At 71.5% G+C, this 25,283-nt stretch carries 27 protein-coding genes and 4 pseudogenes; 10 read left to right on the top strand and 21 right to left on the bottom strand.

What is annotated here, in order from left to right:
* Positions 1-18 precede the first annotated feature (18 nt).
* Both ACZ4U1_RS16420 and ACZ4U1_RS16415 read right to left on the bottom strand, forming a co-directional pair.
* Entirely contained in the window at positions 19-840 is an 822-nt protein-coding gene (locus tag ACZ4U1_RS16420; RefSeq protein WP_467903753.1) for a lipase family protein, read from the bottom strand.
* A 61-nt stretch (positions 841-901) separates the two neighbouring features.
* A complete protein-coding gene (locus tag ACZ4U1_RS16415; RefSeq protein ID WP_467903752.1) occupies positions 902-2,104 on the bottom strand; it encodes an FAD-dependent monooxygenase in 1,203 nt (400 codons plus the stop codon).
* Positions 2,105-2,436: 332 nt separating this feature from the next.
* Between ACZ4U1_RS16415 and melC1 the strand changes: the two genes are divergently transcribed.
* Positions 2,437-2,817 carry an apotyrosinase chaperone MelC1 gene (gene melC1 / locus ACZ4U1_RS16410; protein ID WP_467903750.1) on the top strand — a complete coding sequence of 127 codons (381 nt, stop codon included), beginning with the start codon at positions 2,437-2,439 and terminating at the stop codon, positions 2,815-2,817.
* A 35-nt stretch (positions 2,818-2,852) separates the two neighbouring features.
* On the top strand, positions 2,853-3,674 hold the full coding sequence (melC2, locus tag ACZ4U1_RS16405) for a tyrosinase MelC2 (protein WP_467903748.1): 822 nt from the start codon (positions 2,853-2,855) through the stop codon (positions 3,672-3,674).
* On the opposite strand, the gene ACZ4U1_RS16400 is transcribed toward melC2, so the two are convergent.
* The 4 genes from ACZ4U1_RS16400 to ACZ4U1_RS16385 form a co-directional block, all read right to left on the bottom strand.
* Complete coding sequence (locus ACZ4U1_RS16400; protein WP_467903746.1) at positions 3,675-4,397, bottom strand: ribonuclease H family protein; 723 nt, start codon at positions 4,395-4,397, stop codon at positions 3,675-3,677. It abuts the gene before it with no gap.
* Positions 4,398-4,431: 34 nt separating this feature from the next.
* Entirely contained in the window at positions 4,432-5,226 is a 795-nt protein-coding gene (locus ACZ4U1_RS16395) for a VOC family protein (RefSeq protein ID WP_467903744.1), read from the bottom strand.
* 117 nt (positions 5,227-5,343) lie between these two features.
* On the bottom strand, positions 5,344-5,826 hold the full coding sequence (locus ACZ4U1_RS16390; protein ID WP_467903743.1) for a VOC family protein: 483 nt from the start codon (positions 5,824-5,826) through the stop codon (positions 5,344-5,346).
* Between the two features lie 156 nt (positions 5,827-5,982).
* Entirely contained in the window at positions 5,983-6,375 is a 393-nt protein-coding gene (locus tag ACZ4U1_RS16385) for a helix-turn-helix domain-containing protein (RefSeq protein WP_467903741.1), read from the bottom strand.
* A gap of 256 nt (positions 6,376-6,631) precedes the next feature.
* Here ACZ4U1_RS16385 and ACZ4U1_RS16380 point away from each other — a divergent pair, with 256 nt between their 5' ends.
* Positions 6,632-7,522 carry an RNA polymerase sigma factor SigF gene (locus tag ACZ4U1_RS16380; protein ID WP_467904184.1) on the top strand — a complete coding sequence of 297 codons (891 nt, stop codon included), beginning with the start codon at positions 6,632-6,634 and terminating at the stop codon, positions 7,520-7,522.
* A gap of 73 nt (positions 7,523-7,595) precedes the next feature.
* Here ACZ4U1_RS16380 and ACZ4U1_RS16375 read toward each other — a convergent pair whose 3' ends face one another.
* The 5 genes and pseudogenes from ACZ4U1_RS16375 to ACZ4U1_RS16355 all read right to left on the bottom strand — a co-directional run bounded on the left by ACZ4U1_RS16375 (position 7,596) and on the right by ACZ4U1_RS16355 (position 12,194).
* Positions 7,596-8,051, bottom strand: a complete 456-nt coding sequence (locus ACZ4U1_RS16375; protein WP_467903739.1) for an ATP-binding protein — start codon at positions 8,049-8,051, stop codon at positions 7,596-7,598.
* Between the two features lie 580 nt (positions 8,052-8,631).
* Positions 8,632-9,948, bottom strand: a pseudogene (locus ACZ4U1_RS16370) (DUF6777 domain-containing protein); the annotation flags it as partial.
* A gap of 98 nt (positions 9,949-10,046) precedes the next feature.
* On the bottom strand, positions 10,047-11,078 hold the full coding sequence (locus tag ACZ4U1_RS16365) for a serine/threonine-protein kinase (protein WP_467903737.1): 1,032 nt from the start codon (positions 11,076-11,078) through the stop codon (positions 10,047-10,049).
* Positions 11,078-11,617, bottom strand: coding sequence for a hypothetical protein (locus ACZ4U1_RS16360; protein WP_467903735.1), 540 nt, complete (start codon positions 11,615-11,617; stop codon positions 11,078-11,080). Before ACZ4U1_RS16360 ends, ACZ4U1_RS16365 begins: the two co-directional genes overlap by 1 nt.
* 166 nt (positions 11,618-11,783) lie before the next feature.
* Entirely contained in the window at positions 11,784-12,194 is a 411-nt protein-coding gene (locus ACZ4U1_RS16355) for a hypothetical protein (RefSeq protein WP_467903733.1), read from the bottom strand.
* A 331-nt stretch (positions 12,195-12,525) separates the two neighbouring features.
* On the opposite strand from ACZ4U1_RS16355, the gene ACZ4U1_RS16350 reads away from it, so the two are divergent.
* Complete coding sequence (locus tag ACZ4U1_RS16350; RefSeq protein WP_467903732.1) at positions 12,526-12,909, top strand: nuclear transport factor 2 family protein; 384 nt, start codon at positions 12,526-12,528, stop codon at positions 12,907-12,909.
* An 83-nt stretch (positions 12,910-12,992) separates the two neighbouring features.
* On the opposite strand, the gene mgrA is transcribed toward ACZ4U1_RS16350, so the two are convergent.
* On the bottom strand, positions 12,993-13,985 hold the full coding sequence (gene mgrA / locus ACZ4U1_RS16345; protein WP_467903731.1) for an L-glyceraldehyde 3-phosphate reductase: 993 nt from the start codon (positions 13,983-13,985) through the stop codon (positions 12,993-12,995).
* Between the two features lie 111 nt (positions 13,986-14,096).
* Here mgrA and ACZ4U1_RS16340 point away from each other — a divergent pair, with 111 nt between their 5' ends.
* Complete coding sequence (locus ACZ4U1_RS16340) at positions 14,097-15,005, top strand: LysR family transcriptional regulator (RefSeq protein WP_467903729.1); 909 nt, start codon at positions 14,097-14,099, stop codon at positions 15,003-15,005.
* Positions 15,006-15,075: 70 nt separating this feature from the next.
* Positions 15,076-15,576, top strand: a complete 501-nt coding sequence (locus tag ACZ4U1_RS16335; protein ID WP_467904182.1) for a mycothiol transferase — start codon at positions 15,076-15,078, stop codon at positions 15,574-15,576.
* Here the strand turns inward: ACZ4U1_RS16335 and ACZ4U1_RS16330 are convergent.
* The 7 genes from ACZ4U1_RS16330 to ACZ4U1_RS16300 all read right to left on the bottom strand — a co-directional run bounded on the left by ACZ4U1_RS16330 (position 15,573) and on the right by ACZ4U1_RS16300 (position 21,764).
* A complete protein-coding gene (locus ACZ4U1_RS16330) occupies positions 15,573-16,652 on the bottom strand; it encodes an adenosine deaminase (protein ID WP_467903727.1) in 1,080 nt (359 codons plus the stop codon). The two genes, ACZ4U1_RS16335 and ACZ4U1_RS16330, sit on opposite strands and share 4 nt — an antisense overlap.
* 47 nt (positions 16,653-16,699) lie before the next feature.
* Complete coding sequence (locus ACZ4U1_RS16325) at positions 16,700-17,095, bottom strand: VOC family protein (RefSeq protein ID WP_467903725.1); 396 nt, start codon at positions 17,093-17,095, stop codon at positions 16,700-16,702.
* A gap of 483 nt (positions 17,096-17,578) precedes the next feature.
* A complete protein-coding gene (locus tag ACZ4U1_RS16320) occupies positions 17,579-17,926 on the bottom strand; it encodes a hypothetical protein (protein ID WP_467903723.1) in 348 nt (115 codons plus the stop codon).
* 131 nt (positions 17,927-18,057) lie between these two features.
* Positions 18,058-18,438: a BlaI/MecI/CopY family transcriptional regulator gene (locus ACZ4U1_RS16315; RefSeq protein ID WP_467903721.1), complete on the bottom strand. Its 381-nt coding sequence runs from the start codon at positions 18,436-18,438 to the stop codon at positions 18,058-18,060.
* Positions 18,439-18,565: 127 nt separating this feature from the next.
* On the bottom strand, positions 18,566-19,480 hold the full coding sequence (locus tag ACZ4U1_RS16310; RefSeq protein WP_467903719.1) for an aldo/keto reductase: 915 nt from the start codon (positions 19,478-19,480) through the stop codon (positions 18,566-18,568).
* 40 nt (positions 19,481-19,520) lie between these two features.
* Entirely contained in the window at positions 19,521-20,189 is a 669-nt protein-coding gene (locus ACZ4U1_RS16305; protein ID WP_467904181.1) for a chitinase, read from the bottom strand.
* A 252-nt stretch (positions 20,190-20,441) separates the two neighbouring features.
* Positions 20,442-21,764: an aldehyde dehydrogenase family protein gene (locus ACZ4U1_RS16300; protein WP_467903717.1), complete on the bottom strand. Its 1,323-nt coding sequence runs from the start codon at positions 21,762-21,764 to the stop codon at positions 20,442-20,444.
* A 220-nt stretch (positions 21,765-21,984) separates the two neighbouring features.
* Between ACZ4U1_RS16300 and ACZ4U1_RS16295 the strand changes: the two are divergent.
* From ACZ4U1_RS16295 to ACZ4U1_RS16280, 4 genes and pseudogenes are all read left to right on the top strand, one after another.
* A pseudogene (locus ACZ4U1_RS16295) lies at positions 21,985-22,346 on the top strand (acyl-CoA dehydrogenase); the annotation flags it as partial.
* Between the two features lie 124 nt (positions 22,347-22,470).
* A pseudogene (locus ACZ4U1_RS16290) lies at positions 22,471-22,566 on the top strand (IS982 family transposase); the annotation flags it as partial.
* Positions 22,553-23,229 (top strand): annotated as a pseudogene (locus tag ACZ4U1_RS16285) (transposase); the annotation flags it as partial. The pseudogenes ACZ4U1_RS16290 and ACZ4U1_RS16285, both read left to right, overlap by 14 nt.
* A gap of 339 nt (positions 23,230-23,568) precedes the next feature.
* A complete protein-coding gene (locus tag ACZ4U1_RS16280) occupies positions 23,569-23,841 on the top strand; it encodes a hypothetical protein (protein WP_467903716.1) in 273 nt (90 codons plus the stop codon).
* A gap of 96 nt (positions 23,842-23,937) precedes the next feature.
* Here the strand turns inward: ACZ4U1_RS16280 and ACZ4U1_RS16275 are convergent, their stop codons facing one another.
* Both ACZ4U1_RS16275 and ACZ4U1_RS16270 read right to left on the bottom strand, forming a co-directional pair.
* Positions 23,938-24,702, bottom strand: coding sequence for an IS5 family transposase (locus ACZ4U1_RS16275; protein WP_467903714.1), 765 nt, complete (start codon positions 24,700-24,702; stop codon positions 23,938-23,940).
* A gap of 246 nt (positions 24,703-24,948) precedes the next feature.
* Positions 24,949-25,266: a peptidoglycan-binding domain-containing protein gene (locus tag ACZ4U1_RS16270; protein WP_467904179.1), complete on the bottom strand. Its 318-nt coding sequence runs from the start codon at positions 25,264-25,266 to the stop codon at positions 24,949-24,951.
* Between the last annotated feature and the right edge of the window lie 17 nt (positions 25,267-25,283).

The raw sequence follows: 25,283 nt of genomic DNA, 5'->3' as shown, positions 1-25,283 counted from the left end.
GTGGCGGGGGGGCGCGGCTCAGGCCAGGTTCTTCTCCAGGGCGGCCAGGTAGTTGCCCATGAAGTGGTCGCGGACGCCGTCGGAGGCGGGGGCGAACAGGTCCGCGGTCATCCCCTTGGCCCGGTCGCCGAGCGCGGACAGCATCGGCATCGACTCGTGCAGCCGGCCCTTGGAGTCGAAGTAGCGCAGCGCCCGGACGTGGGTGTAGGCGGGCTCCGGCGGGAGCTGGGGGACGATGTCGTTGTTGTTGACGAAGCGGTACATCCGGCCGCCGAAGCCCTTGTGGAAGGCCTCGGCCAGCAGCCGGTCGCAGGTGCGGGGCTGGCCGTAGGTGTAGACGCCGTCCGCGGCCAGGTGCGGCTCCTCCAGGTACAGGCGGGCGCCGGCCAGCATGGCGAGCGCTCCGCCGAGGCTGTGCCCGGTGAAGTAGACGGCCTGGCCGTCGGTGCGCAGCTCCTGGAGCGCGTCGTGCACGGCCGGGTAGACGGACTCCAGGGCCTCGGCGAAGCCGTGGTGGACGTAGCCGTGGCCGCCGGGGCCGCGCCGTGGCGGGGTGGTGGCGTCGGAGAGCCAGTCCTTGATCTGGGCGGGCTCGGTGCCGCGGAACGCGGTGACGATCATCCGGTCGCTCGCCAGGGTGTAGGCCTGGGTGTCCTGGAGGGGGAAGGGCGGGGTGAACCGGGTGTGGTGGTGCCGCACCTCCTCGAAGCCCCACTGGGCGGCCTGGTCCTCGATGGTGGCCTCGTCCTTGTAGGCCAGGTCGGCGGCGCGGGCCAGCCAGTAGGCGCGCTGGAGGCTGTAGCCGGTCGAGGTGTGGTCGAACGCGACGGGTACGGCCATGCGGGGACTCCTTCTGCGTGGGGGGTGTGGGGGTGTGGTGTGTGGGGGGCGGAGGCTCGGGCTAGTCCCGGTGGGAGGTGGCGCGGGCGTGCAGGGCGCGGGCGGCTCGTGGGCCGAGCCAGCGCTTGAGCCTGCGCAGCGCCTCCAGCCGGCCGGCCGCCTTGTCCAGGCCGTAGTACAGCTGCGGCGGGACGTACGGCAGCAGTGGCGAGTGGCGCTGGCCGAGCAGGGCGAACATCCGGTGCGGGGGCAGGTCGATGTAGCGGGGCAGGGTCTCGTACCACTGGGCGCTGTAGCGGGCCGCGCTCTGCACGGACAGCAGCTCGGCCTGGCGCCGGCGCTCGTAGGCGACGAGGGCTTCGGGCAGGCCGGCGTGTTCGCGCAGGGCGCCGGCGAGGCACATGGCGTCCTCCAGGGCGAGGGTGGTGCCGGCGCCGATGGAGTAGTGGGTGGTGTGGGCCGCGTCGCCGAGCAGGACCAGGTTCTCGTGGTGCCAGGTGCGGTTGGTGAGGGTGCGGAAGGTCTGCCAGGAGGCGCCGGGGCGGGCGGTGAGGGGGTGGCCGTCGAGGACACCGGCGAAGAGCTTCTCCAGCAGGGCGAGGCCCTCGTCCTGGTCGGCGCGGTCGAGGCCGAGGCCGGTGAAGGTCTGCGGGGAGCACTCGACGACGCAGGTGCTGCGGTCGTCGCCGTAGCCGTAGCCGTAGGCCCAGATCCAGCCGTGCGCGGTCTCGGTGAAGGCGAAGGTGAAGGCGTCGAAGACCTTGCCGGTGCCGAGCCAGATGTAGTGGTTGCGGCCGGAGGCGACGCGGGTGCCGAAGTGGTGGGCGGCGTTCGTGCGCAGGGCGCTGTGCACTCCGTCGGCCGCGACGACGAGGTCCGCGCCGGCGGGCGGGCGCGTCACCTCGCTCTCGTACTCCAGGCGGACCCCGAGGGCGCGGGCCCGGCCGGCGAGCAGGTCGAGCAGCCGGTGCCGGCCGATCCCGAACCCCTCGTCACCGTGGTGGCGGGTCGTCAGGTCGCGGACGTGCGCGACGCCGTCGCTCCACCGGACGGAGTGCTCCTCGATCGCCTCGGCCGTCTCGGGGTCGTGCGCCCGGAGCTTGTCGAGGAGTCCGTGCCAGTAGGTCACGCCCCAGCCGTAGGTGGAGCCCTCGGGGTTGCGTTCGTGGACGGTGATGTCGTGGGCGGGGTCCTGCCGCTTGAGCAGGATGGCGAGGTACAGGCCCGCGGGCCCGCCTCCGACACAGACGACCTTCACGCACACTCCCCTGCCGTCACCGGACGTGGTCGAACGGCACCGGAGGGTAGCAGGGCGGCGGGCCCGCCCGATCACGTCAGTTTGGCGTGGTGAGCCGCGCCACTCGGACGGACCCCAGTCGGAAAAGATCATCGGGAAGCGGGGCGGTCCGGCAAGGAATTCCCCGTTCCGGGGTGGATCGGGCTACCGCCACAGCAAGATCATCTTAGTTCAACTCTGTATGACATGTGACTAATTGTCCGGATCACAGCCAACCGGTTCCGGGCGATTTCTTCCGCTCCGCGAGGTCCCGATAGGCATGCGTCGTCACCACCGAACCACTCTTCAGGAGGACACGCATGCCCGACATCACCCGGCGCCGCGCGCTCACCGCGGCAGCCGCCGTCGCCGCGACGGCCTCGGTCGCCACGCTCGCCGCGCCCGCCGCGTCGGCCGCCGGCCACCACGCGCCCGCCACGCCCGATTCCTTCGACGAGGTCTACAAGGGCCGCCGGATACAGGGCCGTCCGTCGAGCGGCGGCGGACACCACCACGAACACGGCGGCGGCTACGCGGTGTTCGTCGACGGCGTGCAGCTGCACGTGATGCGGAACGCCGACGGCAGCTGGATCAGCGTCGTCAGCCACTACGACCCGGTGCCCACCCCGCGCGCCGCCGCCCGTGCCGCGGTGGACGAGCTGCAGGGCGCACCGCTGCTGCCGTTCCCCGCCGCCAACTGACCGCCCCCGCAAGGACTTCCGGAGCACCCCGCACCATGACCGTACGCAAGAACCAGGCCAACCTGACCGCCGACGAGAAGAAGCGGTTCGTGAACGCCGTCCTCGAACTCAAGCGCAGCGGGCGCTACGACGAATTCGTCCGCACGCACAACGAGTTCATCATGGCGGACACCGACAACGGCGAGCGGACCGGCCACCGCTCCCCCTCCTTCCTGCCCTGGCACCGCAGATTCCTGCTCGACTTCGAGCAGGCGCTGCAGTCGGTGGACTCCTCGGTCACGCTGCCCTACTGGGACTGGAGCACCGACCGCACGGTGCGGGCCTCGCTGTGGGCGCCGGACTTCCTCGGCGGCACCGGGCGCAGCACCGACGGCCGGGTGATGGACGGCCCGTTCGCCGCGTCCACCGGGAACTGGCCGATCAACGTGCGTGTCGACGGCCGTACGTTCCTGCGCCGCTCGCTCGGCACCAGCGTGCGGGAACTGCCCACGCGGGCCGAGGTGGAGTCGGTGCTGTCGATGGCGACGTACGACATGGCGCCGTACAACAGCTCCTCGGACGGTTTCCGCAACCACCTGGAGGGCTGGCGCGGGGTCAATCTGCACAACAGGGTGCACGTGTGGGTCGGCGGGCAGATGGCCACCGGGGTCTCCCCGAACGACCCGGTGTTCTGGCTGCACCACGCCTACATCGACAAGCTGTGGGCGGAGTGGCAGCGCCGGCACCCGGACTCCGCCTATGTGCCGGGGGGCGGCACGCCGGACGTGGTGGACCTGAACGACACCATGAAGCCGTGGAACACCGTGCGCCCGGCGGACCTGCTGGACCACACCAAGCACTACACCTTCGACGTCTGATCAGACCTCGGCGGTACGGCACTCCGGGTGGCCCCAGCCCTGCGCGTTCTTGGCGATCTTCTCGCCGGCCGCGTAGGACCGGCCGCACAGACAGCGGCCGGGGAACTTCGCCTTGATGGTGCGGGAGGACGCGGCCCCACCGGTGCGCGCGGACGCGGCGCCGCCGGTGCGGCGGGGTGCCTTCCGGCGCGGCGCCCCGGCCGCCGCCGGGGTGTCGGGCGACGGCGGGGGCTCGGGCGAGCCGAGCGCGCTGCCGGCCGGCTCCTGGACGGAGGCCGCCTGGCTGGCCGCGCGGTCGGCGAAGTCGTTCAGCGGGTCGCCGTCGACCTGGTGCGCGGGGACGTAGCGGAACTCGACGGACCGGCCGCCGAGGAGTTCGTCGATGCGGACCACCAGGTCCTGGTTGGCGACGGGCTTGCCGGCGGCGGTCTTCCAGCCGTTGCGCTTCCAGCCGGGCAGCCAGGTGGTGACGGCCTTCATCGCGTACTGGGAGTCCATCCGGATCTCCAGCGGAACGTCCGGATCGACGGCGGTGAGCAGCCGCTCCAGGGCCGTCAGCTCGGCGACGTTGTTGGTGGCCCGGCCGAGCGGGCCCGCCTCCCAGCGGGCGGGGGTCCGCTCATCGCCGTCCGAGACCACCCACGCCCATCCGGCCGGGCCGGGGTTTCCCTTCGAAGCCCCGTCGCACGCGGCCACCACACGTTCACGCATGGGCCCGATCATGCCATGGCCGCGGACGGAGCCGTTCCGGGACCGGTCAGACGTCCTTGATCTTGGGCATCTCGCCCTCGGTGGTCGTGATGTCGATCACCGAGAAGTTCGCGCCCTGCGGGTCGCTCAGCGCCGCGAACCGGCCGAAGGGGCTGCTCATCGGCCCGAAGCGGAGGATCCCGCCGAGCTTGACGGCCCGGTCGACGGCCGCGTCGCAGTCGTCCACGGTGAAGTAGACGTTGATGTACGACGGCACCTCGGGCGGGAAGTCGTCGGTCATCCGCATCCGGCCGAGGACGGTGTCCTCGCCGACATCGAACATCCGGAAGTCCACCGCGTCGTCCTCGATCTCCTTCATCCGGTACGGGAAGACGGCGGAGAGGAAGGCGTCCGCCTGCTCCGGCTCCCGGGTGAAGACCTCGGCCCAGCAGTAGGCGCCGGGGGTGGCCGTCGCCTCGAAGCCCTCGTGGGTGCCCGCCTGCCACACGCCGAACACGGCTCCGCTGGGCTCCCGGGCCAGGCACATGGTGCCGAACTCGCCGACCTGCATCGGATCCATCAGCACCTCGCCGCCGTTGTCCCGGATCTTCTCCGCGGTGGCCGCGGCGTCCGGCGAGGCGAAGTACAGGCACCACTGCGACTGGCCCTCCTGGCCGGGCATGGGCGGGACGACGGCGGCCACGGCCCTGCCGTCCGCGTAGGCCTGGGTGTAGTTGCCGTACTCCGACGACGACTCGCCGAAGGTCCAGCCGAGGACGTCACCGTAGAACCGCTTGGCTCCCTCGACGTCGCTGAACATCGCATCGGCCCAACAGGGCGTTCCTTCCGGTTGCACGGCCATGCTGGCGGCCCTCCTGATGTGGTCTGTCCCGTCTGTTCACGCTAGCCATCCGGGGGCCGCCCCGCGCGCCGAACCGACTGCCCGTACGACGCCCGGGCCCCTCCCGCACGGCTTCCGCTACTCGCCCGCGTACGCCTTGTCCAGTGCCGTGGCGTCCAGCTTGGTCATGCCCATCATGACGCTGATGGCGCGGGCGGCCTTTTCCTGGTCCGGGTCGGCGATCATGTCGAGCAGCGGGGCGTAGACGACCTGCCAGGAGACGCCGTACCTGTCCTTGAGCCAGCCGCACCGGCCGGGCTCGCCGCCGTTCTCGGTGAGCTTGGTCCAGTAGTGGTCGATCTCCTCCTGGTCGGAGCAGAGGATCTGGAAGGAGACGGCCTCGTTGAACCTGAACTCGGGGCCGCCGTTGAGCGCGACGAACCGCTGGCCGTTGGCCGTGAACTCCACGGTCAGCACGGAGCCGGCCGGACCGGGCCCGGACTCCGTCCACCGGACGACGCGCCCGACGCGGGAATCCTTGAAGATCGAGACGTAGTAGTGCGCGGCCTCCTCCGCCTGGCCGTCGAACCAGAGACACGTGACGAATCCGTCGGTGGACATGAGCACCTCCTGGGGGCGTGGAACGCGGTCGTCTGTATCGACTCCCGCACGCGCCGGAACTCATCGGCCCTGGCATGCGGATCATGACCGCGCCCCCCGCGTACTGGCGCCATCGGCCGTGCCGTCCCGCCCGGCGGCTGCGGAAGGAGTGACGGATCAGGCGGCCAGGCAGAGCCCCTGGTACGGCCGGTGCGGTGCGGCGGCGGGCGAGCGCCGCGCGGACGTGCGCCGGGTCAGCTCGCCGTGCACCAGCGACAGCAGGTCCCCGAGACCCAGGCCGAGGGCGTGGGCCGCGGCGGCGAGCACTTCGGAGGAGGCCTCCTTGCGGCCCCGCTCGACCTCCGACAGATAGGGCAGCGAGATCCGGGCGGCGTCGGCCACGTCCTTGAGCGTGCGCTCCTGCGCCTGCCGCTCCCTGCGCAGCACCTCACCGACAAGATCACGCCACAGCGGCTCCCTGGGGGCGGGCTCGGGTTCCGGCGCGGCCGGGCGGGCGGGCGCCGGTCGCAGGGGGATCACGCGGGCTTCTTCGCTGACCGGGTTGCTCATCCCGTCAGCCTAGGAGGAGAGCCGTCCAGGACAAGGGAGCGGAGGTTCGCCCTGAGGGAAACCATCGTGGGCGACCGGCGGTTTCGCGCCAGTGCGGGACGAGGGGTGCATGCGCCCGGTCACCGGGGGTACCCGCCCCGTGAGCGGCCCTGCGGACCTGCATGAACCGCCGTGGAACGGGTACCCGCGAGGAACGCGACCTGCGGAGAGGCCGTACAGGGAGAGACGTCGAACCGTGACTTTCGTGGGAGAGGCAATGAACACCGCCGCCGGGATCCGGTCGGAAGCAGAGGTCGTCGAGCGGACCGAGCAGGACAGGACGGGCGAGGGGTCACTGCCTGGCATCGCGGACCCGGCGTCCGTCGCCCCGCGCGACGCACGGCAGCTGTCCCGTCAGTTCTTCCGCCGGCTGACCGAGCTGGAGGAAGGGACGCACGAGTACCAGTACGCGCGCAACACCCTCATCGAGATGAACATGTCGCTGGTGCGGTTCGCCGCCGGACGCTTCCGGGGCCGCGGAGACGACATGGAGGACATCGTCCAGACCGGCATGATCGGCCTGATCAAGGCCATCGACCGGTTCGAGCTGTCGCGCGAGGTCGAGTTCACGTCCTTCGCGCTGCCGTACATCGTCGGCGAGATCAAGCGGTTCTTCCGCGACACCACCTGGGCCGTCCATGTGCCGCGCCGGCTCCAGGAGCTGCGGGTGGAGCTGGCCAAGGCCCGCGAGGAGCTGTCCAGCCGGCTGGACCGGGACCCGACGGTCGCCGAGCTGGCCACGCTGATGAACATCTCCGAGGACGAGGTGGTCGAGGCCCAGCTGGCCTCCAACGGCTACAACTCCGCCTCCCTGGACGCCGCGCTCACCGGCGACGGCCCCGAGGACGGCGAGGCGGTGCTCGCCGACTTCATCGGTGTGGAGGAGGAGGGGCTGCGGCTCGTCGAGGACTTCCACGCGCTCGCCCCGCTGATGGCGGAGCTGAGCGACCGTGACCGGCAGATCATCCACCTGAGGTTCGTGGAGGAGGCGACCCAGGCGGAGATCGGGGAACGGCTCGGCTGCTCACAGATGCATGTCTCCCGGCTGATCAAGCGGATCATCACCCGGCTGCGGCAGGGGATGCTCGGCGAGCTGGGCTGCGCCTGACACACGGCCTGAGCCACGGCGCTGCCCGCCGTGGCCGGCTCGGCCCCGCCGTGGCTCAGTGCTCCGCCGCGGCTCAGTCCCGCCGCAGCTCGAAGACGGCCCGGACCCGCTTGCCGACGGGGACGCGCTCGACGGTCAGCTCCGAGGCGAGGGCGTGCACGATCTCCAGACCGTGCCGCCCGACGCGCTCGGGGTTCTTCGGGAAACGGCGGGGCAGCGCGGTGCTGCTGTCGTACACGGACACCGTGACCGAGGTGTCCGTGCCCTCCAGCTCCAGGATGTAGGGGCCGTTGCTGTGCCGGTCGGCGTTGGTGACCAGCTCGCTCACCAGCAGGAGCAGCTCGCCGTCGGTCCGGCCGCCGACGGTGGCGCACCATTCGGTGCGCAGCTGCTCGAGGAACCGGGCCGCGAAGGCGCGGGCCTCGGCGATGCTTCCGGGTTCGCCGGTGTAGTGCGCCGCGCTGCGCAGCGGTTCCACGGGTACGTCGAAGCCAGTCGGTATCACTGCCCCGCCCAGGTGCTCGCTCATGCTGTCCCTCTAGGAAAACCCGGTCCGGCCGGTCATTGGTGCACCAGTCCTCGTACCCCGAGCCCGGCCCGCCAGTCCACCGGATGCGTTCGCCGAGCGCGCACAGTGGCGAGGGTCACGGCAGAGGTCCGGGGCGGGCCGCCGCTGCGGCTCACGCCCCGGGAGAGCACTACTGTCCCTGCTGCTGGTTCTCCTGCTGCTGATTCTCCTGCTGCTGTTCTTGCTGCTGCTCCTGCTGCTGCTCCTGGGTCTGCTGCTCCTGCGTCTGCTGCTGCGTCTCCTGCTGCGTCTGCTGCTGCGTCTGCTGCTGTGTCTGCTGCTGGCCGGTCTCGGAGGCGGCCGGGGTCTCAGGCGTGGCACCGGACTGCTCCATCGACGGCGAGCCGGCCGACGGAGCCGACGACTCGCCGGCCGAGGTCTCTGCCGAGGACTCCTTGGACGGGGTCTCGGTCGCCTCGCTCTTCTCGCTCGACGGCGACTTGGACTCCGGCGACGAGGCGGACTCGGACTCGGAGGGCGAGGAGGACTTCTCGGACGGGGACGACGACTTCTCCGACGGCGAGGACGACTCCTCGGAGGGCGAGGACGACTTCTCCGACGGGGACGACGACTTCTCCGACGGCGAGGACGACTTCTCGGAGGGCGACGTCGACTTCTCGGAGGGCGACGACGATTCCGACGACGGCGAGGACGACTTCTCGGACGGCGACGTGGACTTCGAGGAGGACGGGGACGTCGGGGATGTCGAACCGGGCGGGGTCGAGGGCGACGGGGAGATCGGTGGTGTGGTGATCCCGGTCCCGGGCGAGGCCGGCGGGCAGCCGGAGCCCGGCTTACTCGTCGTACCCGGGGCGCACGGCAACGGGGACTTCCACGGGTCCGGGTACTTCGGCGGCTTGCCGTGCTGGTCGTGCCGGATGTTCGAGTAGCCGCGGTGGCGGTTCAGCCACTCGTGGTGGTGGGGGTCGTAGATCACGAACACCTTGACGACCACCGGGGCCGGCCGCACCACGACGACGTTCGCGGGCCGGTACGAGGACCACTGCCGGCCGACGAGCCTGGGAGCGGTGTGCTGGGCGACCGGCTCCTTCAGCGGGTTGCCGCAGGCGCAGCGCAGCCGGGGCACGCCGTGTCCGTCGACCAGGACGGCGGTACCGCTCTGCAGGACGGCCTGGTAGCTGCGGGCGCCGCCGTTGCGGTACCCGTGGTTGGTGACGCGGGTGTCGGTGCGCAGCTGCACCGAGGTGAGGGAGCGGAGGTAGTCGGGGACGCTGGAGGGCCGAACGCCGATGGACGTGGCGAACGCCCGGCTCCTGCTCGTGTCGGCCTGCAGGGCCCTGATCTGCCGCTCCACGTCACAGCTGGGCGTCCTCCGGGTGCCGCCGTAGAGGCCGGGTGCCCCGCCCTGCACCCCGCGGACCTCGCTGGCCCCGCCCTTCGGTGTGCTGACGGGCAGGGAGACGGTGCTGCGGGGCGTGGTGGGCTGTCCCGGGGTGGACTTCCCCGGTGTGGTGGGCTTGCCCGGCGTGGACTTCCCCGGTCCGGTGGGCTTGCCCGGTGTGGTGGCGGGCGTGGCGGTGCCGTTCGTCGCGGTCGACTCCGTGAAGGGGTCCTGGCCGGTGCTGTTGGCGGCCTCCAGGAAGACCTCGCCACGCTGGGCGGAGGTTCCGCCGCCGCCCGGACGGGTGAAGAACACCGCGAGGGTCGCGGCGGCGATCAGGGCCGCGGTGAGCGCCGCGACCCGGGGCACCGACTTCCACCAGGGGCCGTGCGGCTCCCTGTGTCCGCCGCGACCGCCGGGCGGTGGCGGCGGGCCGGCGGGCGGCCGGGAAGAGCCCGACAGCGGGCCGGAGGGCGGACCGGTGGGGCGGCCGGAGGACGGAGGTTCGACGCTCACGAGCCCTACTTCCCGTCGCGATGCGCGGCTCTCTCAGATAAATCCGTTAAACCCTTTTTGGTGCATTTGGCTGCACACTGACACCATTGTGTGCCGGACTACCCGGCGGCTCGCAAGCCGAGGGCCCGCCCGGCGGGCGGCCCCTGGTCCGGGCCTGCGCCCAGCACCGGTTCGGCCCAGTGCGGGGGCCGGGGAGCGGGCTCGGGGGGCTGCGCCGGGCCCGGTCCCTGATCCGCGCGGCCGTCCGCGGGCGCGGCGGTCGCGGCCTCGCGGAGGGCGGCGACGAAGTCCAGGCAGGTGTCGTGACGGGCGTCCGGGCTCTTGGCCAGGGCCCGGGTGAACACCGAGTCGACCGCCGGGGGGAGACCGGGACGGACCACGCTCGGCGCGGGCGGCTCGTCGTACTGGTGGGCCCACAGCAGGGCCATGTCGTCGTCCCGCTGGAACGGCGGGCGACCGGTGAGGGTCTCGTAGACCACGCAGGAGAGGCCGTAGACGTCGCAGCGGCCGTCGACCGGGCGGCCGGATATCTGCTCGGGGGCGACGTAGTCGAGGGTGCCGACGAACTGGCCGACGCTGGTGAACCCGGTCAGCGAGAGCGACTTCTTGGTGAGCCCGAAGTCGGTCAGGTACACGTACTCCGGGTGGTCGCTGTCGGTGCCCTCGGCGACCAGGATGTTGCCGGGCTTGACGTCCCGGTGGACCAGGCCGTGCTCGTGCGCGGCGTCCAGGGCGGAGGCCACCTGGGTGGCGATGCGCACCGCGTCCGGCAGCGGCAGCGGGCCGCGCACGTCGAGGAGATGGCGCAGGTCGCTGCCGGAGACGTACCGCATGGCGATGTACAGCACCCCGTCGGTCTCGCCGGCCTCGAAGACGGGCACGATGTGCGGGTGGTCGATCGCCGCGGCCACCTGGGACTCGTGGGTGAAACGCTTGCGGAAGGTGTCGTTGCGGGCCAGTTCCGGAGCGAGCAGTTTCAGCGCGACGGTACGGTCCAGGCGCAGGTCGCGGGCGCGGTAGACGACCGCCATGCCGCCGCGGCCGACCTCGCTCTCGATCAGGTAGCTCGCCACCTGCCGGCCGATCAGCTCCGAGGGGCGTCCGGCGAACAGGCTGGTCTCGCTCGACATCACCGCTCACCCTCGGGTGCCGGCCCGGCGGGGGCGTGGCCGGGGTCGTCCTCGCCGGTGACCGAGGCGTCGGTGGCGTAGGTGCTCAGCCGCCGTCCGTCGCCGTACACCCACCGCTCCTCCTGCGCGTCGTACAGCCACATGGACGCGCCGTCGACGACGAGCCCGATCCGCAGGCCCTCGGTGCGGGTCTCGAAGGCCTCGCCGTCCAGGCCGCCGGCAGCCAGGTCCTCCACGGCGGCCCGGTAGTCGGCGAGCGCCTGCTCGACCCGGGCCAGCAGGGGGCGCGGATCGGCGGTGGCCTCGGGTTCGCCGGCGGCGGGCGGGTCGTCGGGTACGGCGACGAGGAGCCGGCCGTCGACCCAGGCGGCCCAGCCGTTGGCGCAGCGGATGTACCCCCAGTCGCCGCGCCGCTCCACGAGCTGGACCGGCAGCAGCGGGTCCAGGGGCACCGTGGGCCGCGCCGGGTCCGGGGCCTCCCAGGCGGGCAGACCGTGCGGCGGGACGACGTGCGTGGCCCGGAATCCGGGGGTCTTCATCGCCTGCCCGCTTCCGCGTCAGGGATCAGCGCGGAGCCCGTCTCGGTCGCCGGGACGAGTGCGGGCCCAGTCGGGCGGACCGGCCACTCAGCCATGCCGGAATTCTATCGATTCGTCCAGATGTGCGCCCCGTGCGGGGAAGGCGAGGGCGAGCGGGGGCGGCCGGTCAGGCGACGGGTACGACGAGACCCGGGACGGTCCGCTGCATGCGCAGCGCGTCGACGGACTCCGCGAGCAGCTCGTACTCGGTGGTGTCGTCGCCGGTCGCGATCCGCACCAGCCTGCCCGCGGCCAGCTCGTCGGCGACCTGTTCCTGCCGGCCGGGGTCGCCGCACCAGGCGCGCAGCACGGCGGGCACGTCGGGCACGGTGTCGGCGACCGGGACGAGCGAGCCGGCCGGAAGGTGCCCGGCCTCGGGCCGCGGGTCGAGGCGGTCGGCGATCCAGTTCGCGCGGTCGCGCAGCCACCACAGGGCGAGGGCCAGGGTGGGCGCGCGGTAGGTCCCGAGGGGTACTCCGATGCGCTGTCCGCCGCAGATGCCGTACGCGGTGACATGGCACAGGAACTCGTCGTGCATGCGCACTCCCCCGTCGCGTCGTTCCCCTGCGGAACGGCCTCGCTTTCGGTGCGGATCATGTGCGGTGCGTGATCGGAACCTCGCGGGAAGTGAAGTCCGTACAGTCGAGTATGTTCACTACTGAACCACTGTCACCATGACTTTCCGGCCAGTCTCTTGGCATATTCCGCGCCCGTTCTGGCCGAAACGATGCGTCCGTACGGCGCCCCGCGCATGACCTTTGAGGTAATCGACCCGCCCACGACCCCTCCCGCAGGATGGTCACACCGGGTCGGCGAACCCCGATCCGAGCCCTGACCAGCAAAGACGACCTCGTTGGAGGAGCTTCACCATGGCCGTGCGCACCGACCGTCACGAGAACGCCGCCGCCCGTTACTTCGAGGCCTGGAACGCCACCGGGCCGGAGGCCATCGCGAAGGCCGTCGCCGCCGCGTGGGCCCCGGACGGCGGCTACACCGACCCCCTCACGGACGTCCGCGGCCACGAGCGGATCGCGGCCGTGATCGCGGCGGCCCACGAGCAGTTCCCGGGCTTCGTGTTCCGCCCGCTCGGCGCGGTCGACGGCCACCACGACACCGCGCGCTTCGGCTGGGAACTGGTGAACGAGGCCGACGGTTCGGCGCCGGTCGCAGGGTTCGACGTGATCACACTGGACGCCGAGGGACGCATCCGGCAGGTCCTGGGCTTCCTGGACCGGGTGCCGGCGGGCGCCTGACGGCACCGCCCGCCGACGAGTTCCGCCGCGCGCGCCACCCGGGGGCTGTGGTCGTAGCCCTCCCCCGGGTCGCCCGCCCGGTGCTACGGCCTGACGATCGCGTCGATCCGCGCCAGTTCCTCGGTGTCGAAGTCCAGGTTGCGGACGGCCGCGACGCTGTCCTCGATCTGCCGGGCACTGCTCGCGCCGACCAGGGCGGAGGTCACCCGGCCGCCGCGCAGCACCCAGGCCAGGGCGAGCTGGGCGAGCGTCTGGCCGCGGGACTTGGCGATCTCGTCGAGCGCGCGCAGCCGGGCGACCAGGTCCTCGGTGACCGCGTCCGAGTTCAGGAACGGGCTCTCGCTCGCGGCCCGGGAGTCCTCGGGGATGCCGTCGAGGTAGCGGCCGGTGAGCAGGCCCTGCTCCAGCGGGGAGTAGACGATCGAGCCGACCTGGAGTTCGTCCAGGGTGTCGAGCAGGCCCTCGTCCTCGGGGCGCCGGTCGAGCATCGAGTAGCGCGGCTGGTGGACGAGGAGCGGGGTGCCCAGCTCGCCGAGGATGCGGGCGGCCTCGCGGGTCTGCTCGGCCGAGTAGTTGGAGACGCCGACGTAGAGGGCCTTGCCCTGCTGCACCGCGGTGTGCAGGGCGCCCATCGTCTCCTCCAGGGGAGTGTCCGGGTCGAACCGGTGGGAGTAGAAGATGTCGACGTACTCCAGGCCCACCCGCGTGAGGCTCTGGTCGAGCGAGGACAGCAGGTACTTGCGCGAACCCCACTCGCCGTACGGGCCGGGCCACATCAGATAGCCGGCCTTGGTGGAGATCACCAGCTCGTCGCGGTAGCCGGCGAAGTCCGCCTTCAGCGCCTCGCCGAGGGCGGACTCGGCGGCGCCGGGCGGCGGGCCGTAGTTGTTCGCGAGGTCGAAGTGGGTGACGCCGAGGTCGAACGCGCGGCGCAGGATGGCCCGCTGGGTCTCGACGGGCCGGTCGGGCCCGAAGTTGTGCCACAGGCCGAGCGACAGGGCGGGGAGCTTCAGTCCGCTGCGTCCGGTGCGCCGGTAGGGCATGTCGGCGTAGCGGTCGGGGTGTGCGGTGTACAACGCGACTCCAGAGGGGTTGGCACACGATCTACCGGTGCCACTCTTCCCCGGGCAGCGGACAGCGGTCCAACAGGAGAATCCGATGAAATTCAGCGGCTAGGCTTCTCAATCATGGAACTGCGCCACCTCCAGCACTTCGTCGCGGTCGCCGAGGACCAGCACTTCACCCGGGCCGCCGAACGCCTGATGGTGTCCCAGTCGGGCCTGTCGGCGTCCATCCGGGCGCTGGAGCGGGAGCTGCGGGCGCCGTTGTTCGTGCGGACCACGCGGAGGGTGACGCTCACCGAGGCGGGGCGGGCGCTGCTGGTGGAGGCCGAGCGGATCCTGGCGCAGGTGCGCTCGGCGCACGAGGCGGTGGCCGCGGTGCAGGGCGTACTGCGGGGCACGCTGGCCCTCGGCACCGAGCAGTGCATCGCCGGGGTGCAGGTGGCCCGGCTGCTGGCGGCCTTCCGCGGCCGGCACCCGGATGTGGAGATCCGGCTGCGGCAGGCCGGTTCGGGCGCCCTGGCGGAGGAGGTCGCGGCCGGGCGGCTCGACCTGGCGTTCGCCTACCGCACCCAGGCCGACACCGACCAGCTGCGCTCGGTGTCGCTGACCAGCGAGCCGATGACGGTGCTGTGCCATCCGAGCCACCGCCTGGCCTCCGCCCCGGCCGTGCTCGGCCCGGACGACCTCGCCGGGGAGGTCTTCGTGGACTTCCATCCCGACTGGGGTCCGCGCCGCACCACCGACGCCGCGTTCGCCGCGGCCGGCGTCCGGCGCACGGTCGCGCTGGAGGTCAACGACGTGCACAGTCTGCTGGACCTGGTGGACGAGAACCTGGGGATCGCCGTCGTACCCCGTCACTTCCGGCACAAGCGGCCGGCGCTCGCGGCGCTCCCGCTGAAGGGCGTGGGCGAGGCGGAGTACGAGACGGTCGCCCTGCTGCCGCCGGAGCGGGCCACGAGTCCGGCCGCGCGAGCGCTGGTCACGCTGCTCGAGACGGGGGTGCCGGCCGCGTCCTCGGACGGGGTGCGGTGAACCGGGTCCGGACGCGTGGGCGACGGCGTTCCGGACGCGTGGGCGACGGTGGTTTGCGATGGTGGACGGTATGCATGCCAAGGACATCCTCATCGACGGCTACGGCCGCATCCAGGAAGAAGTCCATGCCGCCCTCGACGGCCTCGGCCCGGACCAGCTGCACCACCGCCCGTCCCCCGACGCCAACTCCGTCGCCTGGCTGGTCTGGCACCTCACGCGGGTGCAGGACGACCACATCGCGGACGCCTTCGATCTCGACCAGGTGTGGCTCTCCCAGGGCTGGGAGAAGCGGTTCGGCCTCGGCCTGCCCCGGCACGACACGGGTTACGGACACACCCCGGCCAAGGTCGCGAAGGTCCGGGTGGAATCAGCCGACCTGCTGACCGGGTACTACGACGCCGTGCACGAGCAGACCCTCGGCGCCCTGCGCACGCTGGCCGCCAAGGATCTGGAACGCATCGTGGACGAGCGGTGGGACCCCCCGGTGTCGCTCGGCGTCCGTCTGGTGAGCGTCCTGTCCGACGACCTTCAGCACGTCGGACAGGCCGCCTACCTCAGGGGGCTCGTCTAGAGGGCGTTCTGGTACCCCGGCAGGACCACGTCCTCGATGAGGGCCTTGCGCTCGTCGAACGGGATGAACGCGCTCTTGACGGCGTTCACCGTGACCGTGCGCAGGTCCTCGATCGTCCAGCCGGCCTCCTCGACCAGCAGGGACATCTCCCGGGTCATCGTCGTCCCCGAGACGAGCCGGTTGTCGGTGTTGAGGGTGACCCGGAAGCCGAGGTCCTTCAGGGCGGTGATCGGGTGCTCGGCGATGGAGGTGGCGCAGCCCGTCTGGAGGTTGGAGGTGGGGCACATCTCCAGGGCGATACGGCGGTCCCGCACCCAGGAGGCGAGCCGGCCGAGCTTTCCGGCCGCGAGGTCGGGGATGTCCTCGGTGAGGCGCACACCGTGGCCGATGCGCTGGGCGCCGCACACCTGGAGGGCCTGGTGGATGCTGGGCAGGCCGTGCGCCTCACCGGCGTGGATGGTGAAGGGCACGTTCTCGCGGCGCAGGTGCTCGAAGGCGGCCAGGTGGTCGGCGGGCGGGAAGCCGTCCTCGGCGCCGGCGATGTCGAAGCCGACGACACCGGCGTCACGGTAGGCCACGGCCAGGTCGGCGGCCTCGCGGACCCGGTCGAACATCCGCATGCCGCACAGCAGGGTGCCGACGCGGACGGGGGTGCCGGCGGCGGCCGCCTTGGCCATGCCGGCGGCGAGACCCTCCTGGACGGTCTCCACGACCTCGCGCATCGTCAGCCCGCCGTTGGTGTTCAGCTCGGGGGCGTAGCGGACCTCGGCGTAGACGACGCCGTCGGCGGCGAGGTCGAGGACGTACTCCTCGGCGGTGCGCAGCAGACCCTCGCGGGTCTGCATGACGGCGAGGGTGTGCTCGAAGGTGGCGATGTAGCGGACCAGGTCGCCGGAGTTGGCGGCCTCGAAGTACCAGGCGGCCAGCTCGTCGGGGTCGGTGGTGGGGAGGGTGTGGCCGACCGCGTCCGCGAGTTCGACGACGGTGGCGGGGCGCAGGCCGCCGTCGAGGTGGTCGTGCAGGACGGCCTTGGGGAGCCGGCGGAGGGTCTCGGTGTCGATGCGGGACGCGGTCATGGGCGTTTCGTTTCCTCAGGTCCTCGGGCAGGTGGTGCGGTGGTGGATCAGTGGCCGGCGGGCTGGAGCAGGTCCCAGCGGTTGCCGTACAGGTCCTGGAAGACGGCGACCGTGCCGTACGGCTCGTGGCGCGGCTCCTCCAGGAAGGTCACGCCGGCTGCGGTCATCCGGGCGTGGTCGCGGGCGAAGTCGTCGGTGTGCAGGAAGAAGCCGACCCGCCCGCCGGTCTGGTCGCCGACCCGGGCCCGCTGGTCCGCGTCCTTGGCCCGCGCCAGGAGCAGTCCGGTCCCGGCGCCGTCGCCGCCGGGCTCGACCACGACCCAGCGCGAGCCGTCGGCCCGCGGGGCGTCCTCGACGAGACGGAACCCGAGGGCCTCGGTGTAGAAGCGGATGGCCTCGTCGTAGTCGTGGACGACGAGGGCAACCAGGGCGACGCGGCGCATGGCGACCTTCCGGTGGGCTTGGTTAGCCGGTGAGGTTATACGTAAAACCCAGCAGACGCCAGTCTGGGTCTACGCGCGTCATCGGACGCGGGCGGGACGGTGCGGGGCGGGGTGGCGAGGGACGCTCGCGGGAGCGGGGACTGCGGGGTGCGGCGGGGCCGGGACTGCGGTGGGCGGCGAGGCCGGGAGGCGGGGTGGCGGGGTGTCCTCAGCCGAGCACAGCGCGCTCGGGAGGCGCTCCCCGCCAGGGGGCGTCTCCGTGTCCACAGCCACGCACGGCGGCCGGGAGAGGCGCTCCCAGCAGGGCCTGTGCGGCCGCCGCGACCCGTGGCTGAGCGGGGACATGCCCCGCCGGGGATTTCGCGTCGTTCCCCGCCAGGCGGGGTCTCCGTGCCCACAGCCACGCCTGGCGCGCCGGGACAGCGCTGCCGTCAGGGACTCCGGGGACGCGCGAACCGGGGCAGAGCCGGAGGCATGTCCCCGTCAGGGAAATCCGTGGCGTCCGCCCGTGGCGTCCGCGACCACACGCGGGAAGCAGCCACGGGCCTCTGCGGACTCCGCAGCCAGGTGCGCGACATGCCTGGCGTAGGCGTCGGGGTGGGGCGAGTCCGCCACGCACAGGTCACCGGCGCCGGACCCGCGCGCGGCTTCGGCCCTGGCCACCGGGAAGGCGCGGCTCTGCCGCAGTGCCGAGCGGATCAGGGTCCAGCCGGAGCCGGCCAGGGCGCCGGCCGAGGCGACGGCGGCCGGGACGACGTAGAGGTCGGACGCGGTGCGCAGGGGGTGGACCAGTTCGCCGAGCGCGGCGAGCGAGCAGCCGGCGAGGAACACCGCGCGCCCGGTGACGGATCACCGCGCGGTGACCGGGGCCGGCCGCGCCAGGGCCCTGCGGGCCGGGGCCGGGGCCGGGGCCGGCAGGGCGCACGGGAGCAGAACTGGAAGCAGGAGCAGCAGCCGTACGGTCATCGGCCGTCGGATGCCAGCAGGTGCCGCAAGGTGCGTACGTCGTCCGGGCTGAGCTGGGCGACGAAGCGGGCGAGCACCGTGGGGCGGTCGCTGTCCCGGTCCAGTTCGCTGTGCATCCGACGGGCGGTGAGACCGTGGGCGTCCTGGACGTCCGGCGCCGGAGAGTAGGCGTAGCCGCGGCCCTGGCGTTGCCGGTCGACGACCCCCTTCTGGTGCAGCCGGGTGAGGATCGTGGTCACCGTCGTACGGGCGAGGTCCACGCCGAGGCTCTGCTGGACCTGGCCGGGTGTACGGGGCGCGTCGGCGGCCCAGAGGACGGCCATGACGCTCGCTTCGAGTTCGCCGGCCGGCCGGCGTTCGTCCTTGGCGTCGGTCATGGGAAGGTTCCTCACCCCGTCCTGGTCCGGTGTCCGGGCCCGTCTCGTCTACACGATCGCAGTCAGCCGGGGTCCCGCTCCACGGTCGCGCGGCCGTACGCGGCGGGGGCGGGCACAGCCCTGCTGGTCATCGGCCTCCGTTCACCTGGTCACGGGCCGCGCCCAGCCGCGCCAGCTCCTCGTCCGTGAGCCGCAGCGCGCCCGCGGCGACGTTCTCGGCCAGGTGCTCGGGGTCGCCGGTGCCGGGAATGGCGAGGACGTGCGGTCCCTGGTGCAGCGTCCAGGCGATGCGGACCTGCGCGGGGCTGACGCCGTGGGCCCGGGCGACGGAGAGCACCGCGTCGTCGTGAGCGGTGGTCGCGCCGTGCTCCCCGGCCGCTCCGGCCACGGCGTAGAAGGGGACGAAGGCGATGCCGTGCTCGCCGCACAGCCGCAGGACCTCGTCATCGGCGGGGTCGGGGCGGTCCACGGCGTACCGGTTCTGCACGCTCACGACCGGCGCGATCTCCAGGGCCTCGGCGAGGTGCCGGGGTTCGACACTGGAGATCCCGAGGTGCCGGACGAGCCCCGCCTCACGCAACTCGGCGAGTGCGCCGAAGTGTTCGGCGATGGAGTCCTGGCGCGTCCGGCGGAGGTAGACGAGGTCGAGATGGTCGCGCCCGAGCTGGCGCAGGTTCTCCTCGACATGCCCGCGCAGCTGGTCGGGCCGGGCGGAGGTGCCCCACTCTCCGTCATGGTCGCGGTAGGGGCCGACCTTGGTGGCGATGACCAGGTCGTCGCCGTACGGGGACAGCGCGGTGTTGATGAGTTCGTTGGCGGAACGCAGCGACGAGAAGTAGAAGGCCGCCGTGTCGATGTGGTTGACGCCCAGTTCAACGGCCTTGCGCAGCACCGCGAGTGAGCGTTCCCGGTCGCTCGGGGTGCCGTGGTGGAAGGCGGCGCTGCCCGTCAGCCGCATCGCGCCGAGGCCGATGCGGTGGACGGGCAGGTCGCCGAGCTTCCAGGTGCCGGAGGCGTCCGCGGTGATCGTTTGTGCGGTCATCGGTGGAGTGTCGCACACGAGGCCCGGCCGCCGGGCGGTGTCAGCAGTACAGGTTGGCGCCGGGTGAGACCCCGAGGATCTGGGCGAAGCGCTGGTAGGCGGAGACGCGGCTCTGCACCTGCGCGGGGTTCTTGCCGTCGCATTCCAGGGAGCCGTTGATGCTGCGTATGGTCTGGCCGAAGCCGGCGCCGTTCACCATGGCGTTGTGCGGGGTCATCGTGCCGGGTCCGGTCTGGGTGTTCCAGTACCACAGGCCGGTCTTCCAGGCGACGGACGCGTTGTTCTGCACGAGGTTCGGATTGTTGAGCAGGTCGATGCCGAGCGCGTCTCCGGCGGTCTTGTAGTTGAAGTTCCAGGAGAGCTGGATGGGGCCGCGCCCGTAGTACGCGGCCTGCCCCGCCGGACAGCCGTACGGCCGGCTCCAGTCGCAGTAGTGCGGGTAGTTGGCGGTGTTCTGCTCGACCACGTACACCAGACCGCCGGTCTCGTGGCTGACGTTGGCGAGGAAGGCGGCGGCCTCCTGCTTCTTGACGGTGTCGCTGCCGGAGTTCGCGAAGCCGGGGTAGGCGCCGAGGGCGGCGGTCAGGCCGCTGTAGGTGTAGAAGGAATTCCGGTTCGGGAACATCTGGTTGAACTGGGCCTCGCTGACCACGAAGCCGGCGGCACTGGCCGTGGGGGCAGCCTGGAGCACCAGGGCGGAGGTTCCCAGGGCGAGCGAGGTCAGGAGTGCGGCGATGCGGTGCTTCAACACGGACCAACTCCTCTGTGCGGCACGGCCGTACCCGGGAAGGCCGGGAACGGCCGTGGTGGGGGGTTGGGCCCACTCAACCGTCTTGGTCTGTACCAGTCAAGGGTGTAGACCAGTCAATCGGACACCGGTTGTGTCGGCGAACTCCGTGCCGGGGCGTACGAGTTGGGCCCGGCCGCGTCGGCGGCCGGGCCCGGGAGGGTCGCGGAAGCGTCAGCTCAGCGGCTTCGCCAGGACCGCCTTGCGGTGGCTGAAGGTCTCGATGGAGTAGCGGCCGTGGTAGTTGCCCATGCCGCTCTCCCCCACCCCGCCGAACGGCAGGTCGGAGACGGTGAGATGGGCCAGGGGCAGGCCGTGACCGAGGCCGCCGGAGGAGGTCTCGGCGGCGATGCGCGCACGGATCTCTTCGGACTCGCTGAAGACGTACAGCGCGAGGGGCTTGTCGCGCTCGTTGATGAAGTCGATCGCCTCGTCCAGGCCGGGCACGGTGACGATCGGCAGGATCGGACCGAAGATCTCCTCCTGCATGACGGGCGAGGCCGGGTCGACGTCCGCGAGGACGGTGGGCGCGAGGTACTTCGTCGCCCGGTCGCCGACACCGCCGACGGCGACGCGCCCCGAGTCGAGCAGGGCGGACAGTCGGTCGAAATGCCGCTCGTTGACGATCCGGCCGTACTCCGGCGAGTGTGCCGGCTCGCTGCCGAACAGGCCCTCGACCGCACGGACCAGCGCGGCCTCCAGGGCCGGCGCCGTCTCCGGGTCGGTCAGGACGTAGTCGGGGGCGACGCAGGTCTGGCCGGCGTTGAGGAACTTGCCGCGGGCCAGCCGGTCCGCGACCACGTCCAGATCGGTGCCGTGGTCCACGAACACCGGGGACTTTCCGCCCAGTTCGAGGGTGACCGGGGTGAGGTGCTCGGCGGCGGCCCGCATGACGATACGGCCGACGGTGCCGTTGCCGGTGTAGAAGATGTGGTCGAAGCGCTCGGCCAGCAGGGCCGTGGTCTCCGGGACACCACCCTCGACGACGGCGACCGCGTCCGTGTCCAGGTAGGCCGGGATCAGCTCGGCCAGCGCGGCCGAGGTGGCGGGGGCCAGCTCGCTCGGCTTGGCGACGACCGCGTTGCCGGAGGCCAGCGCGCCGACCATGGGGGCGAGCAGCAGCTGCGCCGGGTAGTTCCAGGGCGCGATGACGAGGACGACGCCCAGCGGGTCGTACTGCGTCCAGGCCGTGGCGTCGGCGCCGAGGTGCGCCGGGACGGGCGCGGGCTCGGGGCGCAGCCAGTCCGCCAGGTGCTCCAGGGTGTGGTCGATCTCGCGGACGGTGAAGTCGATCTCGGTGCGGTAGGCCTCGGTGCTGCTCTTGCCGAGGTCGGCGTGGAGGGCCGCGGCGAGGTCGGCGCCGCGTTCGGTGAGCAGCGCGCGGAGCCGGCGCAGCTGGCCGGTGCGCCATTCGACGGGCTTGGTGCGGCCGGCGGCGAAGGTGGCGCGCAGCCGGGCGACGACGTCGGCGGGCTGCTCGGACAGGGAGTGGTTCACGGGTGCCTCGCTGGGGTGCACGGGCCGTCGGCCCGAGGCTGCTGACAGGTCAGATGCAAATACCAACCTTTCATGTCCTCAAGTTCATTCCTGGGACACCGAGGCGTGACGAGGGTCACTCGACCGGGTGCGCGGCCTCCCGTCGCCCGGGCAGGGGTTGCGCCCGCCGGCTCGCCACGGACCTGCTCGCCCCCGAGGCCGAGCGGGTCGACCAGGGGTGACCGCGGAGATCCTCGCCGGGTGTGCTGCGCGACCTGGTTCGTACAGACCCAGCACCACACGCCGGTGCAGACCCTGGCACGGAGCGGACTCCCCGTCCGAGAGCGGCTGTCGGGCCCGCTCTCCCGTGGGGGGCTGCTGTCCGGAGTGACGTACGCGCACCTGCGGTCGTATCCGCGCCGCCCGGTGCGGGTCCGCCGGCAGGGCGACGGCTGGCGGTTCGACGGGACCGTCCCCTGGTACACCGGGTGGGGTCTGAACGACGTGATGCTGCCGGCCGGGGTGACCGACTCCGACGAGGTGCTGTTCGCGTTCGCCGAGGCGTGCGAGCAGCCGGGGCTGCGGGCGTCGGCGCCGATGCGTGGCGGACGCCGCCCCGCCCCTCCTGGACGACGGGGCGGCCGCCCCGCTCCGCTCCCGCCTAGATGAATGAGTCCGATGTTTGTGCTGGCCGCGACCATGGCGAAGGGCGCCCGTTGGCTCGTGTGTGACTACCAGCCTGGACGCCCTTCTCGCGGCACTGTACGTGTTCATCGACGACCATGTGGCCCCCCGTCGCCGGATCGGGCGACCCCCGAAACTGCACCCACGACTTCGTCGCCTGGCTCGCCCAGCGGGGACGGTGGCTGTCCTACTCGGTCGGCATGGTGATCACCGAGGCGATCCACCAGCACGTTCTCAAGGCGCCTGGACAGCGGCCGTCGAGGCCGACGGAGAGATCCGTGACGGAGCCTGGGTCGCCGAACTCACCGGTGACGTCCTGGACAGCTGGCCCAAGGGGATGCGGCTGATCGTCCGCAAGGAACGGCCGCATCCTGGAGCCCAGTTGCGGCTCACGGACGCGGACGGCATGCGGCTGACCTGCTTCGCCACCAACACGCCGGGCCAGCCGATCGCTGAACTCGAGCTTCGCCATCGGCTGCGGGCCCGGGCCGAGGACCGCAGCCGGGCCGCCCGAGCCACCGGCCTGCGCAACCTGCCCCTGCACCGCACCACCCAGAACCAGATCTGGCTCGAGATCGTGCAGATCGCTCTCGACCTGCTGGCCTGGATGCCGATGCTCGCACTGACCGGCAAGGTCCGCCTGGGGGAGCCCCGCCGCCTGCGATTCCGGCTCTTCACCACAGCGGGACAGCTCGTGACCACCGGCCGCAGGCGGATCCTCCGCCTGGCCCGGCACTGGCCCTGGACCAGCCACATCACCACAGCTCTCGAGCAGCTCGCACTCCTGCCGAACCCCGGCTGACCAGCGAATTCCCCGCCCCTACGACAACAACTCACCACCCGGAGCAGTGGAACCCGGCGCCACCCCGAGACGACACTCGGGCCCTCAGCCTGCCCAGCCTCCGCCACCGCAACAAGATGGTCCGCCGACTCCGTCGGCGGACCATCAAGAAAGATCGAGGTTAGAGGTCTCACCTCCCTGGGCAGCTGAGCCGGGGCCTGGGGCTCACCTGGACGGCCGATGAGCCGACGAGCTGCCGGCCGAAGAGCCGGGGACGCTTTCAGGTCCTCATTGAGCCCATTCCAACTTCAGGCGGCAGCCGATCGGCGCTGTGTCACGGACATCTGGTAGACCCTGGCTATGACGTTCGTGGTGGTGGTCGAGGGCAATGCGGGCGGATGGTGCGTCGATCGGGATGCTCGGACAGACGCGATCCGTGCCCGGTGGCCTGAGGCCGAGGTCGACTCGATGCACCGCAGCGAAGTGCGCAGCCTCACATGGGAGATTGAGACGGAGAACGGCCCGGGTGAGGCGTATCTACACGAGGACGGTACCTGCCTGTACATGGACGTCTGGGAGGAAGACGCGAGGGTTGGCGATCGTCTTCCGCAGTCTGGCACCCATGAGCCTTGACCTGGTGTTTTGCGATGAGGGCTACACCTTCGACGTTCGTGCGGCTGGGATGACCGAGGCCGAATTGACGGATCTGGTGAATGCTGCGGGTTGATTTCAGCCCGTGGCGGCGAGGTGGAGGACCAGGACGGCTTGGACGAGGCTCGTGATCCGGGTCGTTGAGCAGCCGAGTTTGCGGAGGAGGCGCCAGGACTTGAGGGTGGCGATGGCTTGCTCGACCAGTGCGCGGATCTTCGCGTGGGAGCGATTGACGGCCTGCTGGCCGGTGGAGAGGCTGTCCCATCGGCCGCGGTAAGGCAGACGGACCGTGCCGCCTGCACCCTGGTAGCCCTTGTCCGCCCAGCAGAGGACGCCGGCCTCGGCGAGTGCCTCGATGATGCCGTGCTCGCGCGCGGCCCGGACGTCGTGGACGGCGCCCGCCAAGGCCGGTGAAGTCCACATCAGATGCCCCTTCGGATCGGCTATGACCTGCACGTTCATGCCGTGCTTCTTGTGTTTGCCCGAGTAGAACGGGCGATCGGCGGCGATCCGGTCGATGGGCAAGAGCGTCCCGTCCAGGACCACGTACGCCTTCGTCGACGCCGCTCGTACGGCCTCGGTGAGGGTGGGGGCGAGGGCGGCCAGGAGGTTGACGGCCTCGGTGATGTATCGGTAGGCGGTGGTGGTGCCGATCCCGAATCCGGCCGCGAGCTGGGCGTAGGGCTGGCCGTTGCGCAGGTGGGCGAGGGTGAGCAGAGCCTGTCGGCCGTCGTTCAGGCGCTGCCACCTGGTTCCGAGAGCGCGGCGGTGTTCCCTCGGGCGGGCGGCAAGGAAGCGCAGGGCAGAGCTGGACACGTCGGTGCCGGACGGGTAGACAAGCATGCGAAGCCTCTGGTGGAGACGGTTCTCTTGGTCGAAAACCCATCTACCAGGGGCTTCATTCGCCTGTCAGGCCAACTGCCCAGCTAGCACGCGGGGTTGGAAAGAACTCCCTACGTTGTTCTGCGGGAGACGGTGAGCCCTTCGTATGGTTCACCCACCCAGGGGCACAGGCTCTGCCGCTTGTGGCTCTCAGTGATTGGCCGCCCGGTGCCCCACGACGACTCGGCTGCCATGTCGGATTGGCTCTCACAGCGTACCGTCCTGCCGTGTAAGCGCTTCCCAGGTTTGTGGCCCGACCAGGCCGTCAACGGTGATTTTGGTGCGCCGTTGGAATTCTCGGACTCTACCGTCGGTGATTGGTCCGAAGTCCCCGTCGACTGCGATCGGAGCCAAATCCGGAGTGCGCTCGTTGAGGAGCCGCTGAAGCCGCATCACTGCTGGGCCCTGAGAACCCTGCTGCAAAGCTGGATCGTGAAACAGAGATCCCCAGGTTTGTGGCCCGACCAGGCCGTCAACGGTGATTTTGGTGCGCCGTTGGAATTCTCGGACTCTACCGTCGGTGATTGGTCCGAAGTCCCCGT

Source organism: Streptomyces sp. NPDC028928 (assembly GCF_055564915.1).
This window is presented reverse-complemented; position numbering and strand designations above follow the sequence as displayed.